The 15,402-nt window shown below is 44.8% G+C and carries 18 protein-coding genes; 14 read left to right on the top strand and 4 right to left on the bottom strand.

Features of this window, described 5'->3' with window-relative positions:
- On the bottom strand, nt 1–465 hold a 465-nt coding region (locus L976_RS19670; RefSeq protein ID WP_047540778.1), incomplete at its 3' end, for a flagellar assembly protein T N-terminal domain-containing protein.
- Nucleotides 466–743: 278 nt separating this feature from the next.
- Here L976_RS19670 and L976_RS19675 point away from each other — a divergent pair.
- Together L976_RS19675 and L976_RS19680 are read left to right on the top strand one after the other, a co-directional pair.
- Nucleotides 744–1,376, top strand: a complete 633-nt coding sequence (locus L976_RS19675) for a FlgO family outer membrane protein (protein WP_047539498.1) — start codon at nt 744–746, stop codon at nt 1,374–1,376.
- Entirely contained in the window at nt 1,373–1,822 is a 450-nt protein-coding gene (locus tag L976_RS19680) for an LPP20 family lipoprotein (RefSeq protein ID WP_037420620.1), read from the top strand. The genes L976_RS19675 and L976_RS19680 overlap by 4 nt, the downstream gene beginning before the upstream one ends.
- A 122-nt stretch (nt 1,823–1,944) precedes the next feature.
- Here L976_RS19680 and L976_RS19685 read toward each other — a convergent pair whose 3' ends face one another.
- The 3 genes from L976_RS19685 to flgA form a co-directional block, all read right to left on the bottom strand.
- Nucleotides 1,945–2,370: a flagella synthesis protein FlgN gene (locus L976_RS19685; protein WP_037420616.1), complete on the bottom strand. Its 426-nt coding sequence runs from the start codon at nt 2,368–2,370 to the stop codon at nt 1,945–1,947.
- Nucleotides 2,371–2,372: 2 nt separating this feature from the next.
- Entirely contained in the window at nt 2,373–2,699 is a 327-nt protein-coding gene (flgM, locus tag L976_RS19690; RefSeq protein WP_037420613.1) for a flagellar biosynthesis anti-sigma factor FlgM, read from the bottom strand.
- A gap of 74 nt (nt 2,700–2,773) precedes the next feature.
- Nucleotides 2,774–3,481, bottom strand: coding sequence for a flagellar basal body P-ring formation chaperone FlgA (flgA, locus tag L976_RS19695; RefSeq protein WP_037424826.1), 708 nt, complete (start codon nt 3,479–3,481; stop codon nt 2,774–2,776).
- A gap of 205 nt (nt 3,482–3,686) precedes the next feature.
- Here flgA and L976_RS19700 point away from each other — a divergent pair, with 205 nt between their 5' ends.
- From L976_RS19700 to flgK, 12 genes are all read left to right on the top strand, one after another.
- Nucleotides 3,687–4,607, top strand: a complete 921-nt coding sequence (locus L976_RS19700) for a chemotaxis protein CheV (RefSeq protein ID WP_037420608.1) — start codon at nt 3,687–3,689, stop codon at nt 4,605–4,607.
- A gap of 102 nt (nt 4,608–4,709) precedes the next feature.
- Nucleotides 4,710–5,549: a CheR family methyltransferase gene (locus L976_RS19705; protein WP_037420607.1), complete on the top strand. Its 840-nt coding sequence runs from the start codon at nt 4,710–4,712 to the stop codon at nt 5,547–5,549.
- Between the two features lie 143 nt (nt 5,550–5,692).
- Nucleotides 5,693–6,097 carry a flagellar basal body rod protein FlgB gene (flgB, locus tag L976_RS19710; RefSeq protein ID WP_047539502.1) on the top strand — a complete coding sequence of 135 codons (405 nt, stop codon included), beginning with the start codon at nt 5,693–5,695 and terminating at the stop codon, nt 6,095–6,097.
- A gap of 2 nt (nt 6,098–6,099) precedes the next feature.
- Nucleotides 6,100–6,516 carry a flagellar basal body rod protein FlgC gene (flgC, locus tag L976_RS19715; protein ID WP_011716396.1) on the top strand — a complete coding sequence of 139 codons (417 nt, stop codon included), beginning with the start codon at nt 6,100–6,102 and terminating at the stop codon, nt 6,514–6,516.
- 24 nt (nt 6,517–6,540) lie between these two features.
- Nucleotides 6,541–7,320: a flagellar hook assembly protein FlgD gene (gene flgD, locus L976_RS19720; protein WP_037420602.1), complete on the top strand. Its 780-nt coding sequence runs from the start codon at nt 6,541–6,543 to the stop codon at nt 7,318–7,320.
- 69 nt (nt 7,321–7,389) lie between these two features.
- Complete coding sequence (flgE, locus tag L976_RS19725) at nt 7,390–8,751, top strand: flagellar hook protein FlgE (RefSeq protein WP_047539503.1); 1,362 nt, start codon at nt 7,390–7,392, stop codon at nt 8,749–8,751.
- A gap of 171 nt (nt 8,752–8,922) precedes the next feature.
- The gene (flgF, locus tag L976_RS19730) at nt 8,923–9,666 is read left to right on the top strand and encodes a flagellar basal-body rod protein FlgF (RefSeq protein WP_011716399.1); all 744 of its coding nucleotides are present in this window, start codon (nt 8,923–8,925) and stop codon (nt 9,664–9,666) included.
- Between the two features lie 10 nt (nt 9,667–9,676).
- Nucleotides 9,677–10,465 carry a flagellar basal-body rod protein FlgG gene (gene flgG, locus L976_RS19735; RefSeq protein ID WP_011716400.1) on the top strand — a complete coding sequence of 263 codons (789 nt, stop codon included), beginning with the start codon at nt 9,677–9,679 and terminating at the stop codon, nt 10,463–10,465.
- Between the two features lie 12 nt (nt 10,466–10,477).
- Nucleotides 10,478–11,152 (top strand): flagellar basal body L-ring protein FlgH, encoded by a 675-nt coding sequence (gene flgH / locus L976_RS19740; protein ID WP_011716401.1) that lies wholly within the window; start codon nt 10,478–10,480, stop codon nt 11,150–11,152.
- An 11-nt stretch (nt 11,153–11,163) separates the two neighbouring features.
- Complete coding sequence (locus L976_RS19745) at nt 11,164–12,255, top strand: flagellar basal body P-ring protein FlgI (RefSeq protein WP_037420597.1); 1,092 nt, start codon at nt 11,164–11,166, stop codon at nt 12,253–12,255.
- A gap of 17 nt (nt 12,256–12,272) precedes the next feature.
- Entirely contained in the window at nt 12,273–13,427 is a 1,155-nt protein-coding gene (flgJ, locus tag L976_RS19750) for a flagellar assembly peptidoglycan hydrolase FlgJ (protein ID WP_047539504.1), read from the top strand.
- 40 nt (nt 13,428–13,467) lie between these two features.
- Complete coding sequence (gene flgK / locus L976_RS19755; protein ID WP_047539506.1) at nt 13,468–15,393, top strand: flagellar hook-associated protein FlgK; 1,926 nt, start codon at nt 13,468–13,470, stop codon at nt 15,391–15,393.
- Nucleotides 15,394–15,402 lie beyond the last annotated feature (9 nt).

Genomic DNA, 15,402 nt, shown 5'->3' on the forward strand with positions numbered 1-15,402 from the left:
AGAGATGACTTCTTCAAATCCTGATAATTGGCCGTAGCGTAATTGTGCTCGATCTTTTATTTGGGCTTGGGGAATAAGGATCGCGGCTTTTAATTGGCCCGTTGGGCATTGTTGTGTTGGGTCATCATTCAGATCGAGCCTGAGCGCCACATAAATTTTATTCCCTTGAATGCGTTCACTCACTAACTGAATACTAATCGCTTGAGCGTTACGATTAATGGCGAAGCTGTCTTGTGTGAGATTGCCGTTGGTGGTTTGTTGTTCACTGGATATTTGGATCCCGGTGCTGAGGGTGGCATAGCTAACCGCTTGATTGATGGCTTCTTCCCGCGCTTGGGCGATGTTGCCATTAGTGATGATTGCTTCACCACTGGCTTCGACCCATTCTGCTTGTGCTTGATTAGCTTGAAGTGCGGCCAGCAGTAGGCTGCTAATGATGAGCAAGTGCTTTCTGAGTATGTTCATTAATAAGCCCTTCAGGTCAATTGTGCCAATCAGTTGAGTCAGTTTAATGGCGGTTTTATTGGCTGTAAAAGCAAGTTCCGTGCCTGATTTATGAAATATCCCCAAACTATCTGAAGTTGCTGAATAGGTAAAGAGGGTAAAGTTATTGGCACCGTTGTCGATAATCAGGTGAGTGAATCAAGGATTGTATTTTGACTTGGTCTAATATTTGCAATCTTTTTGACTAAAGATTGCGGCTCGCTTTGAGGCGCATTGATATCGATAATGAGGTTATTCCCATGCTAAAGCGTGCGTTCATTCCCCTGGCTCTTTTGGTGCTGATTGGGTGTGCGACTAAACCCGTTGTGCCGCCAAAACCTAGCCTAGTTGATGGCAATGGTTTGCCGCCGACAGCGGTGATTAATCATTTAGCTCAGCGTATTGTGACCGAGCTAGTCAAGCAAAATGATGCATTGCGTCCTGATCAACCTATTGTTGTAACTACACCAGTATTGGTGGGCGACATGACGAGTACGAATGCGGTTGCGCTGCAATTGCAGCAGGGACTCATGGCATCGTTGCACAGTTTTCAATTTAACGTGGTGGAGTTAAATCTCGCCGATGGACTGCGTGTTACTGGCGAGGGCGATTTTATTTTGACGCGTGATTGGCAAAAGCTTTCGACCAACTTACCTGTTGACCATATTGTGGTATCCACGATGAGCCCGACGACCAATGGCTTAGCCATTAATACTCGAATCGTTACCTTAAGTAACAACCGAGTGGTGTCAGCTTCACAGACCTTTGTTACACAAAAAGAATTAAGCAATTATATGCAGCCCTCTGAGCAAGTGATCTCCCACGATGGGATTTTATATCGTCAGTCGGCTCCCGGTATGAATGAAGTGCGTGTATTAGGAGATGGAAAATGAAACGCTATCTGTTAGTGATTGCGGCGCTTCTACTGACAAGTTGTGCCTCTAGAGACAAGTATGTGCAGTGGGAAGATGTTCCTCCATCTAGCTTCCCTAAGCTAACGGCCATTGGTTATGCCCCGTTAGCGACTCAACCAGCGAAAGAGCAATCTCAAAGAATGTTGATGGCGATGCAAGCATCTAAAATTGTGGCTTACCGTGAGCTAGCTGAACAAGTATACGGCCAAAAGATCACCGCTAACAGCAGTGTCAGTGATTGGATGCTAACCGATGATAATGTTAAAGCTTCAGTCACTGGGGTGATCCGCGGCGCAAGAGTAGTTAAAAGTTATCCCGCAGGTGAGCATTACGTTACTGAGTTAGAACTTGATTTTTCTAAGGTATGGCAAATCTATCAGCAGCAGAGTCGGCCACAGAGAATTAAAGAAGTCACTTACTTTTAAGGTGTCATCTCCTATCCGCCAGAAGACAAGCATGAGATGGTTTGGGTACGGATAATCGATAAACAAAAACCGCGCTTACTAAGCGCGGTTTTTGTTTGAAATCCGTTTGTACTTATAACACCTTACGCTTTTAGATCATTGCCTAAGCTTGAGATTGTTGAGGTTTTACCTTTATCGTTATACGTCAGCGTGGTGGCATTTCGGCTCGCCTGCAAGGCTTGAGCAAAGCGGTTTAGGCTTGCAAGATTCATCTCGATCAAACTAGCATTTTGTGCGTTGAGATCTTTGCATTCTGCTAGAGCCTCTTTAACCACTGCCATTTTATCGGATAGCTCAACTTGCTCTGTGAGTAAGGCTTTATCGCTGTGACTAGCCAGCAAGTCATCATTTGCTTTAAGGGCTTGTAGACATGTTGATTTTTGCTCAGCAAGGGACAAAAGCAAATCGGCGTTTTGGTCAACCAAAGCGCCTTTTTCCTTAAGAATAATTTGTTTAAGAACAGCCAAATGGGCGTGTTGTTGATCTACCAGTTTAGCTATTTCTGTCATAGTTACTCTTTATTAAGCTCATTTAATTCTGCTTCGAAGCTGGCAATATTCGCAGCCAACTTTTCGGGATCAATTTTATAACGACCTTCGGCAATGGCTTGTTTTATTTCGGCCACCTTCTTTTGGTCGACTTCAGGTAGACTGGCCATTTTGGTTTGAGCTCCTTGTAACTGTTGAGCTTGAGCCGTAATGACAACAGAGTCACCTTTTAGTTGAGTTGATTTAGCTGCTACCTGAGAGGTTTTCTCGCTTTCGCTGCTTTGTTTAGTGCTGTTTGAACGGACTTGTGCGGCCGCTCCGGCGTTAAATTTGCTAATATCAATTGCCATTTTAGGCTCCAGCGTCATGTATACGGATTTCTTAACTGGGGTATCGGCAGCTTATCGAAAAGCTTTAGCTTATTTTACATTCTAACTTCTACTTCGCCAATCGCCGTAATTATGGCATCTAGCTCTTTGTTAGAACTGCTATTTTTGATTCGAATTTGGTCGCCAATATTACCATCTTGCAGCGCCTCTCCCACAGTTTTTAGTACGAAGTTATTTGAACGCACATAAATCGACACTGTGTCATTTTTACAGACAAAGCAAAGGTTGTTCGCAAAAATAGGATAATTTTTCGCGACTCGGCGTTTAACTCTCACGCCTGTTAGCTGATTAGTATCGCTAAATTGCATGCCACGCAAACTATTTTGGTCAACATAGCGGATCTCGACCTGTAAAGGACTGATTAATTCACCTGGCGCTAAGGTTTCGGTTGCGACCACAACAGGAAAAAGAATGTCTACTCTAACAGACATAAAAATCTGCCAAGGGTAGGCGAGATCGGGGGTATCACAACTGACTTTTATGGTGTTATTACGGCTAATTTCGCGTTCTGAAGCTAATTCGACCCTTATTGGTGATGTGCACTGTGCTGGCAGCATTCGGTTATCGACCGTTTGTGGATTAATGTCGACTTTCGCATTTGCAGGTACAGCAATCTTTTCATTAATAAGGGCTTTAGCTAATTCGGATATCGCCGATACGCTAGGTATCACGGGTTCAGCCTTAGCTGCCGTGGATAGAAAAAGTGCGAAAATACTCAAAAAATAGACTAAATTTACTTTCATAATGAAGAGACTAGCTTGTAACGCCAGAATACACCTATACTTTTATCAAGCGTGAAACTGTTCAATGCTTCTTTCTTAGATTTTTGGTGTCAGAAGTTTGACTTAGTTTCAACTATGTTTATCGATAACAAGACGTAAGCAATTAATATGCCTATACTCAAACGAGTTTTAGGGCCGTACATAAACAGAACAACAAGGCAGAGTTATGTCGAGTATTCTTGATTCAGTCAACAAACGAACCCAACTCGTAGGTCAAAACCGGCTAGAACTATTGCTATTTAAGTTAAATGGTCGTCAACGGTTTGGGATAAACGTATTTAAAGTGAAAGAGGTTTTGCAATGCCCGCCATTAACGACATTGCCTAAACTCAATCCTTACGTCAAAGGAGTTGCCCATATTCGTGGCACAACTATTTCTGTTATCGATCTGAGTGCGGCAACGGGAGGGCGTCCGTTAGCGAGCACTGAAAATTGCTTTATCATCATTTCGGAATATAACCGTAGTGTGCAGGGGTTCTTGGTTAGTTCTGTTGAACGTATTATCAACATGAACTGGGAAGCCATTATGCCGCCACCGCAAGGTGCTGGGCGTTATTCCTATTTAACCGCGGTTACCGAGATTGAAGGTGAATTGGTTGAAATCTTGGATGTTGAAAAGATTTTAGATGAAATCTCACCTGTCAAAACGGCCATTAGTGAAGAGGTTAATGAGCAACTTACTCTCGATAGAAGTCAGCATTACCATATTATGGTGATTGATGATTCTGCGGTGGCACGCAAGCAAATTATTCGGTCGTTAGAGTCGTTAAATTTACAAATTGACACGGCAAAAGATGGTCGTGAGGCACTTGATAAGCTCAAGGCCATTGCAAGTGAAATGAATAACGTTGCCGATGAAATTCCACTCATTATCTCCGATATTGAGATGCCCGAAATGGATGGTTATACCTTAACGGCTGAGATCCGTGATGATCCTAAGCTTAAAAATATCAAGGTGGTACTGCACACCTCATTAAGCGGTGTCTTTAACCAAGCCATGGTACAAAAGGTTGGTGCCAATGACTTTATCGCAAAATTTAACCCTGACGAATTAGCTGCGGCAGTGAACAAGCATTTAAGTTTGTAGTGAGAGTGTGGGTTAGTGCCTAGTTGAGCTTTACGCTATAATCTAGCCCTTATTACATGATTGTTGTGCACTTATTTTGGTGCTTGCTATAGGATCTAGGACGTGAATGTGCCTGATAAATCACTCGCTGAAGCAGAATATAATCAATTTAGGTTGTTCTTAGAACAACATAGCGGCATCGTGCTAGGTGAAAATAAACAATACCTCGTACGTAGTCGTCTCGCGCCATTGATGGGCAAATATAACCTTCCTTCGTTATCCGATGTGGTAAAGCATTCGATGAAACCCACGGAACGAGCTTTACGAGCTGAAGTTATTGATGCCATGACCACTAATGAAACCTTATGGTTTCGTGATCGTTATCCATTTGAATTGCTTAATAATGTGCTATTACCAGAATACAGTAAGTTAGGTAGACCTTTAAAGATATGGTCTGCAGCTTGCTCGTCGGGTCAAGAGCCATATTCTTTAGCAATGACCATATTAGAGTACCAGCAAAAAAAACCAGGGGCGCTGCCTGGTGGTGCCTCGATTCAAGCAACGGATCTTTCTCCTTCTATGTTGGAGCGATGTAAAAATGCTGAGTATGATAGTTTAGCGTTAGCACGTGGATTGTCTGAAGAACGTAAGCGGCAGTTTTTTGATGCTTTGCCTTCTGGCAACATGCGCATAAAGGATAACGTTAAACGTCTCGTCAATTTCCGAGCTCATAACTTGCTCGAGAGTTACACTTTGTTGGGTAAGTTTGACATTATTTTTTGCCGAAATGTGTTGATCTATTTTGCCCCTGAGGCAAAAGCAAAAATTTTGCGGCAATTTGCTGCCGCGTTAAATCCCAAAGGTATCCTCTTTTTAGGCGCATCCGAATCCATTGCTGGCCTTACTGATGAATTTGATATGGTTCGTTGTAACCCTGGCATTTATTACCAAAAGAAAACTTAAGGGTTTGATTTTAATTGATAATTACCGGCATAGTTCGGTAATTTTTTTATCTGCTATATCCCTCACAAACTTTATTACCTCCCATAAAAGTATTGGCACATGAATTGCTTTGTTCCCGTGAGTGACACGATGGAGGCAATTTTATGGCGATTAATTTTGATAAGGCACTGGGTGTTCACCAATTCACGTTGGGGATCCGTGCTGAGCGGGCTGAAGTGATTTCAAGCAATATCGCAAATGCTGATACGCCACATTATAAAGCCCGTGACGTCGATTTTTCTGCCGCCTTAAATGTTGCTAAAACCCAGCAACAACAGCGTAATAGCTTAGATATGACCGCTGATGAGCAGCATTTTGGGCTAGCGCAGCTAACCGGGCAGTACGTTAAATTTCGAGTGCCGAATCAACCCGATACTGGGGATGGCAATACTGTCGACGTTCAACAAGAGCAATCAGCATTTATGCAAAATGCTCTCGAATATCAAATGTCTCTGGGTTTTTTAGACAGTAAATTTAGCGGTATGAAAAAAGCGCTGAGAGGGGATTAATCATGAGTTTATTTAATATCTTCGATGTTGCGGGGTCTGGCATGTCAGCCCAGTCTCTGCGGCTAAATACTACCGCGAGTAACATTGCTAACGCAGATTCAGTCTCCAGCAGTGTAGATAAAACTTACCGTTCTCGTCATCCTATTTTCGAAGCCGAAATGGCCAAGGCGCAAAGTCAGCAACAAGCTTCCCAAGGTGTCACGGTGAAAGGCATAGTCGAGAGTGATAAGCCCCTATTAAAAGAGTATTCGCCGGATCATCCGATGGCGGATGCTGATGGCTTTATTTACAAACCAAATGTCAATGTCATGGAAGAAATGGCTGACATGATTTCAGCTTCTCGCTCATATCAGATGAATGTTCAAGTGGCTGAGGCGGCAAAATCTATGCTGCAACAAACACTTGGGATGGGTAAATAATATGCGTTATTTAGGAGGTACGTTGTGAGCCTCATTAACCAACTGAGTCAAACCTCATCGCAGCTGACTCAAACAAACACTCAATCGAATACGGTATCAACCAATACCACGAAAACCTCGACTAGCTCGACAGGTAACCCATTTTTGGATGGATTACGTTTGCCGAATAGTTCTGCTGTTCCAGAGGCTAAGAGTCAGCAGCTCACTCAAGAGGATTTTTTCTCATTACTCAGCCAGCAGTTATCGATGCAGGATCCCTTCAAGCCCGTTGATAACGACCAGATGATTGCACAGATGGCATCTTTTTCTACTGTCGATGGCATTTCTAAGTTAAATGATCAAATTGTTAATTTAAACAGTGTGATGACATCAAGCCAAGCTTTGCAAGCATCGGGATTAGTTGGGCGAAAAGTGCTATTACCGACTGATACGGGTTATATCTCTGCAGAAAGCCCTGGCTTAAATGGTGTGATCAGTACTTCAGAGAAAATTCCCGTCATTAATGTTCGAATCGAAGATGATAAAGGGCAGGTCGTTAGAACATTTACTGTTGATGGTAGTAAGGGTGGTAACACTGATGTCAAGTGGGATGGTTTGAATGATAAAGGAGAACCCGTTGCTGCTGGTAATTACTCTATTAAAGCATCGGGTTTAGTGAATGATAAATCACAAGCGTTAGCTGTATCGACCTATGCGCATGTGACCAGTGTTTCTTTAGGTACTGCAGCGACTGGCGCCATTTTGAATCTCAAGGGTGGAATGGCCTTTAAACTGTCGGATGTACTTGCGATTAGTGAAGTTTAATCGTAATCAAGATTGTAAATGGACATCACACTTGTCCATCATTGAATTGAGCAAATGTAGAGGTGAATTATGTCGTTTAACATTGCATTGAGTGGCATTTCTGCTGCGCAGAAAGATTTGAACACTACTGCGAACAATATCGCGAATGCTAACACCATTGGCTTTAAAGAGTCGCGTGCTGAATTTGCGGATGTTTACGCTAATTCAATTTTCTCAAACTCAAAAACCGCTGTGGGTGGCGGTGTGGCTACGAGCCAAGTGGCGCAGCAATTCCACCAAGGTAGTTTGCAACTGACGAATAACTCGTTAGATTTAGCGATTAAAGGCGGTGGCTTTTTTGTAACTGCGTCCGAGATAGGTACCTTGGATCATCAGTTTACTCGGGCAGGTGCTTTCAAAGTCGACAAAAATAATTATATGGTTGACTCTGCTGGGAATTTTTTGCAGACCTTTCCAGTAGACAAAGATGGTAACTCTACCTCTGTCAGTTTAACGACAGCTAAGCCAGTACAAATTCCTGATACTGCAGGTAGCCCTGTTCAAACTGAAAACGTGACTTTGCAGATGAATTTAAATGCAAAAGAAGGTTCACTCGACCCTGCTGCTTTTGATCCTTTAGACTCCAAAACCTATAACAGTGTGACATCCATGACGATTTATGACTCTCTGGGTGAGCCACATATCATGACGACCTATTTCGTCAAGCCAAATAATGGCTCATATAATGGTGAAAACAACTGGGTTGCATACTATGCCATTGATGGTAAACAAGTTGATATTTCTGGCCCTGCTGGTACATATCAGACTGACACCAATGGTGATGGCACTCCCGATGCTTCTGGCACAGCTCAAACGGCTGGCGGCTGGAAGGGATCGGTTCTGAAGTTTAATTCTGTCGGTGTGTATACTGGGAGTGATCCGGCAGTCGTCGCCACCGAAGCGCTAGGGGTTGGCGGCGCTGGCGTGTTAGGCCCTGGTGCTGATGGCACTCAAGCCGTGACTATTAAATTTAATGCACCAACCCAATATTCAGCTCCCTTTGCCGCCACTGAATTATCACAGGACGGTACCACAGTAGGGCGTTTAACCAATGTCGAAATTGGTGAAGATGGTTTGATCACTGCCAGTTACTCCAATGGTTCAACAGTGCCATTAGCCCGCGTTGCTTTAGTTCGCTTTGCAAACGAACAAGGGTTGACACAAGTGGGTAATACCTCGTGGAAAGCCAGTTTATCGTCAGGTCCTGCGCTGGCTGGTGAGCCTAACAGTGGTACGTTTGGTAGTCTCAGTTCTTCAGCGTTAGAGCAATCTAACATTGACTTGACGACTGAGCTGGTGGATTTGATTTCGGCACAACGTAACTTCCAAGCCAACTCACGTACGCTGGAAGTGAATAACACTCTGCAACAAACTGTTCTGCAAATTCGTTAAGTTAATCTTGTCTCTGCTAAGTGTTGCCGCAAGCGGCAACACTTAGCCTCTTTCTGTTGTGCATTCATTCGTTTATTAAAATCTCCTAATTTATCAGTTAACTAGCTGCTTATTTTATTGGCATGATGCTTGCTTTGCTATTGTCAGGTTGAAACTTTGACGGAGCAGTCTGTGGACAAATTCCTTTATATCTCCATGAGCGGCGCTAAGCAAAATATGAATGAGTTGGCGTTGCGTGCCAACAACTTAGCCAACGCAAATACCGATGGATTTAAGTCGGATATGGCGCAAGCCAGATCGATGCAAGCCTTTGGTGAAGGATTGCCGACAAGGGTCTTTGCCATGGTTGAAACCCCCTCCGCCAATTTTCGTTCGGGCCCGATTAAATCTACTGGACGCGATCTTGACGTTGCCATTAAAGGTGACGGTTGGTTTGCCGTGCAAGCACAGGATGGTAGTGAAGCTTATACCCGTTCTGGCAGTCTCAGTTTTGACTCAACAGGTTTATTGCATAACGACCGTGGTAATCCCGTGATGGGTGATGCCGGACCGATTGTGTTACCGCTGCCAATTGAAAAGGTCACTATTTCACAGGATGGGATTATCTCTGTTCGTCCTCAAGGTGCGACGACAGAAGTCGTCGAAGAGGTAGGAAGATTAAAGTTAGTAAACCCTGGCAATGCACAAATGATGCGCGGCGAGGATGGGTTGTTCCGTTTGGTATCCGGTGATCCGGCGCCTGCCGATCCCAGTGTATTTGTAGAAAGTGGTGCTGTAGAGGGCAGTAACGTCAATCCCGTGGATGAGATGGTGTCCTTAATCGACCTACAGCGACAATTTGAATTGCAAGTGAAGATGATGAAAACCGCGGAAGAAAATGACCGCGCTTCATCCTCATTAATGCGGATTAGTTAGGAGATAAATTATGCATCCAGCGTTATGGATTAGTAAAACTGGCTTAGACGCACAGCAAACCGATATTGCGGTGATTTCAAACAACGTCGCTAACGCCAGCACTGTGGGCTATAAAAAAAGCCGCGCGGTATTTGAGGACTTACTTTATCAAACTGTTAACCAAGCGGGTGGGATCAGCGCCTCTAACACTAAGTTGCCAAACGGTTTGAACATTGGTGCGGGTACCAAGGTGGTAGCCACCCAAAAAATGTTTACCCAAGGCAATATGCTGACCACGGATAACTCGCTCGATTTGATGATTGAAGGTCCTGGATTTTTCGAAGTGCAGCTCCCCGATGGGACTACGGCTTATACCCGTAATGGTCAATTTACCTTAGATGATACAGGGCAAATTGTCACGCCGGGTTCGGGTTATGTGTTGCAACCTGCGATCACTATTCCTGAGGATGCAACCAGTATTACGGTCTCTGCTGAAGGGGAAGTTTCGGTAAAAACACCAGGTGCGGCGGAAAACCAGGTCGTTGGGCAGCTAAGTATGACCGACTTTATTAACCCGTCGGGTTTAGATCCTATGGGACAAAACCTATACACCGAAACTGGTGCGAGTGGTACGCCTATTCAAGGCACTGCATCACTTGATGGTATGGGAGCGATTCGTCAAGGTGCGTTAGAAACCTCTAACGTGAACGTGACCGAAGAGCTAGTTAACCTCATTGAAAGTCAGCGGATCTACGAGATGAACTCCAAAGTGATTTCGGCGGTCGATCAGATGCTGGCTTATGTGAATCAGAATCTATAGAGGCACATGATCATGGCTAGATATCTACTATTGGCTAGTACGCTCTTGCTGGCGGCATGTAGTTCAACTCCAAAGAAGCCGATTGCGGATGATCCCTTCTATGCCCCAGTTTATCCCGAAGCACCACCGACTAAAATTGCTGCAACGGGGTCGATTTACCAAGATAGCCAAGCGGCGAGTCTTTACTCGGATATTCGTGCCCATAAAGTCGGTGACATTATCACTATCGTGTTGAAAGAAGCGACTCAGGCGAAAAAGAGTGCCGGTAATCAGATCAAAAAAGGTTCTGATATGACACTCGATCCCATTTATGCCGGCGGGAGCAATGTGTCTTTAGGCGGTATTCCCCTCGATTTACGCTACAAAGACAGCATGAATACTAAGCGTGAATCCGATGCAGATCAAAGCAATAGCTTAGATGGCAGTATCTCCGCCAATATTATGCAAGTGCTCAATAACGGTAACTTAGTTGTGCGCGGTGAAAAGTGGATTTCAATCAACAATGGTGATGAGTTTATTCGCGTGACCGGTATTGTGCGCTCGCAGGATATCAAGCCAGATAACACCATTGATTCAACCCGTATGGCCAATGCGCGTATTCAATATAGCGGTACTGGTACTTTCGCCGAAGCGCAAAAAGTGGGCTGGTTAAGCCAGTTCTTTATGAGCGATTGGTGGCCCTTCTAAGGAGTCATATCATGAAATATAAACTCATTTTGGCCGTTGTTATGTTGGCGTTTTCGATGCCAAGCCAGGCTGAACGCATTAAAGATATTGCTAATGTGCAAGGGGTACGAAATAACCAGTTAATTGGTTATGGCTTAGTAGTGGGGTTGCCTGGTACGGGTGAGAAAACCAATTACACAGAGCAAACATTCACCACCATGCTTAAAAATTTCGGCATCAATTTGCCTGAAAATTTTAGACCCAAAATCAAAAACGTGGCCGTGGTTGCTGTGCATGCCGATATGCCAGCGTTTATTAAACCAGGCCAAGAATTGGATGTGACCGTTTCAAGCCTAGGTGAAGCAAAAAGCTTACGTGGTGGGACGTTACTGCAAACCTTCCTCAAAGGGGTTGATGGCAATGTATATGCGATTGCCCAAGGCAGCTTAGTGGTAAGTGGTTTTAGTGCCGATGGTTTGGATGGTTCGAAAGTGATTCAAAACACGCCAACGGTTGGCCGTATTCCTAACGGCGCAATTGTTGAACGCAGTGTGGCTACGCCGTTTTCTACTGGCGATTATTTGACGTTTAACTTACGTCGCTCGGATTTTTCGACCGCGCAGCGTATGGCCGATGCGATTAATGATCTGCTCGGCCCTGATATGGCGCGCCCGTTGGATGCAACGTCGATTCAGGTCAGTGCGCCAAGGGATGTATCACAACGGGTGTCTTTTTTAGCTACGCTCGAAAATATTGAGGTGGAACCTGCTGAAGAGTCTGCCAAAGTGATTGTGAATTCGCGTACTGGCACGATAGTCGTTGGGCAGAACGTCAAGTTATTACCTGCGGCTGTGACTCATGGTGGTTTGACGGTGACGATCGCCGAAGCGACTCAGGTGTCTCAGCCAAATGCGCTAGCCAATGGCCAAACAACAGTGACCAGCAATAGCACGATAAATGCGACTGAAAGTGATCGCAGGATGTTTATGTTTAATCCCGGCACGACCTTAGATGAATTAGTGCGCGCCGTGAATTTGGTCGGTGCAGCCCCTTCAGATGTCCTTGCCATTCTGGAGGCGTTAAAAGTGGCAGGTGCTTTGCATGGTGAACTTATCATCATCTAATTTCTGTCGGGAAAATCATGGAAAAGCTTTCAAGTTCATCACATTTTCTTGATCTGGGCGGGCTCGATAACCTGCGCGCCCAGGCTCAGAAAGATGAAAAGGGCGCTTTGAAAAAAGTCGCCCAACAATTTGAAGGCGTTTTTGTGCAAATGCTGATGAAGAGCATGCGTGATGCTAATGCGGTGTTCGAGTCAGACAGTCCTCTCAATAGTCAATACACCAAATTTTATGAGCAGATGCGGGATCAGCAATTGTCCGTCGACTTATCGGATAAAGGTGTGCTGGGGCTGGCTGATATGATGGTGCAGCAGTTGTCTCCTGAGTCAAGCCAGCTAACACCTGCATCGGTGCTACGTAATGATGGTGGCATGAAACTAGAACATGACGCTAAAGCGTTTAATATTCCTGTTCAAGCCCCATCGACTGCTGAAGCTATAAATAGCAACACTTCAGAACAAGCCGTACAAGGTGTGCCTGCATCGATAGCGCGTCCAAATGTTGAATTTGAAAAGGCCGATGGTGTCACTTCTTCCTTAGACATTGACCGACCTGAACGCTTGTTGGCGATAGATACACCTAAGCCAAGCTGGTCTGAGCAACCCTTATCACCGATAGAACCTGTTATCAGCGGCCAAATATTGCCGACAGTGGCATTTAGAGAAACGCAAAAGACGCTTAAGTTTGGTAGCCGTGAAGAATTTTTAGCGACGTTATATCCCCATGCAGAAAAAGCCGCTAAAGCCCTTGGCACTAAACCTGAAGTGTTATTGGCTCAATCGGCCCTCGAGACTGGTTGGGGGCAAAAAATTGTTCGCGGAAATAACGGCGCTCCTAGCCATAACTTATTCAATATTAAAGCGGATCGTCGTTGGCTGGGTGATAAAGCTAACGTGAGTACCTTGGAGTTTGAGCAGGGTATTGCCGTTAGACAAAAAGCCGATTTCCGGGTTTACAACGATTTTGAGCATAGTTTTAACGATTTTGTTTCCTTTATTGCTGACGGTGAGCGCTATCAAGATGCCAAGAAAGTGGCAGCGTCACCGACTCAGTTTATCCGTGCATTGCAGGATGCGGGTTACGCTACCGATCCAAAATATGCTGAAAAAGTGATTAAAGTCATGCAGTCCATCAGTGAAGAGCTGAAATCGATACTGCCAGGAGAAGACAAATGATCATTCTTCATAAGACATTAATGTTGAGGAGTATCGGCTAATGGCTATCGATCTATTAAACATTGCCCGTACAGGGGTGCTCGCTTCTCAGTCGCAACTAGGGGTGACCAGTAATAACATTGCTAACGCCAATACCGCGGGTTATCACCGACAAGTGGCAACCCAAACCACCTTAGATTCTCAACGTCTTGGAAATGGTTTTTACGGTACTGGGACATATGTTTCTGATGTAAAACGTATTTATAATGACTATGCCTCGCGCGAACTGCGTATTGGCCAAACGACTCTGAGTGCGGCTGAGGCTAGCTATGGCAAGCTTAGTGAGCTGGACCAAATTTTCTCCCAAATTGGTAAAGTGATACCACAGAGCTTGAACGATTTGTTTGCAGGCTTAAATAGCTTGGCAGACTTACCTGCTGATTTAGGTATTCGTAGCTCAACCTTAAATGATGCCAAACAACTGGCAAATAGCTTGAATCAAATGCAGTCAACCTTGAACGGGCAGCTAAATCAAACCAATGATCAAATCACTGGGATGACTAAGCGCATTAATGAGATCAGCACTGAACTTGCTAATCTCAATCTTGAGTTGATGAAATCGCCTAATCAAGATCCGATTTTATTAGATAAGCAAGACGCGCTTGTGCAAGAGTTAAGTCAGTATGCGCAGGTGAATGTGATCCCCTTGGATAATGGGGCAAAGAGCATCATGTTAGGCGGTTCTATCATGTTGGTTTCGGGGGAAGTGGCGATGTCGATGAGCACGACGACGGGCGATCCCTTCCCCAACGAATTGCAATTGGTATCGACCATTGGCTCACAAAGCGTAAAAGCCGATCCTAGCAAGTTAGGAGGGCAGTTGGGGGCATTGTTTGAATACCGTGACCAAACTTTGATGCCTGCGAGCTTAGAGCTTGATCAATTGGCCTTAGGGGTTGCAGACAGCTTTAATAAACTGCAAGCGCAAGGATTTGATCTTAATGGCCAAGTTGGCGCAAATATGTTCAAAGATATTAACGATCCTCTAATGTCCTTAGGCCGTGTTGCTGGTCTTTCTGGTAATACAGGTAACGCAACCTTAGGCGTCAATATTGATGATACCAGTACCTTAACGGGTGGTTCATATGAACTGTCGTTTACGGCGCCGTCGACCTATCAACTGAGAGATACGCAAACTGGCGCGATAACGCCGCTTACCTTAAACGGCACTAAGTTAGAAGGCGGTGCTGGATTTTCTATTGATATTAAAGCTGGCGCCATGGCCTCTGGAGACAGATTTGCCATTCGTCCAACCGCAGGGGCCGCGAATGGCATTGAAGTAGTGATGACCGATCCTAAAGGTATCGCTGCCGCGGCGCCCAAAATTACCGCAGATACTGCGAACTCAGGTAACACTCAAGTTAAGCTCACGCAAATTACTGACCGTAATGCGGCGAATTTCCCTGTAAAAGGGGGTGAGCTGACTATTCAGTTAAATACAACTGCCGTGCCGCCGACCTTTGAAGCGTTTGATGCATCAGGCGCATCACTCGGTGCTGCTGCGCCTTATACGCCACCGAGCATCAGTGCATTTGGTTTTACCTTTGAAGTTGAGAGTAGCGGCGCAGCCGCAGGTGACAAATTTACCTTCGATTTATCTTTTGCAGAGGGCGATAACACCAACGCCGTTGCGATGGCAAAACTGAGTGAAACCAAAGTGATGAATGGTGGTAAGTCAACGCTTGCAGACGTATTTCAAAAGACCAAACAGGATATTGGCAGTCAAACAAAAGCAGCTGAAGTACGAGTGGGGTCTGCAGAAGCCATTTATAAGCAAGCTTATACCCGAGTTGAAAGTGAATCAGGCGTGAACTTAGATGAAGAAGCGGCCAACCTGATGCGTTTTCAACAAGCTTATCAGGCTTCTGCGCGAATTATGTCAACCGCGCAGCAAATTTTTGACAGTCTATTGACTTCAGTGCGTTAGGAGAAGTGA

The sequence above is a fragment of the Shewanella sp. ZOR0012 genome (assembly GCF_000798835.1).
GTDB lineage: Bacteria > Pseudomonadota > Gammaproteobacteria > Enterobacterales > Shewanellaceae > Shewanella > Shewanella xiamenensis.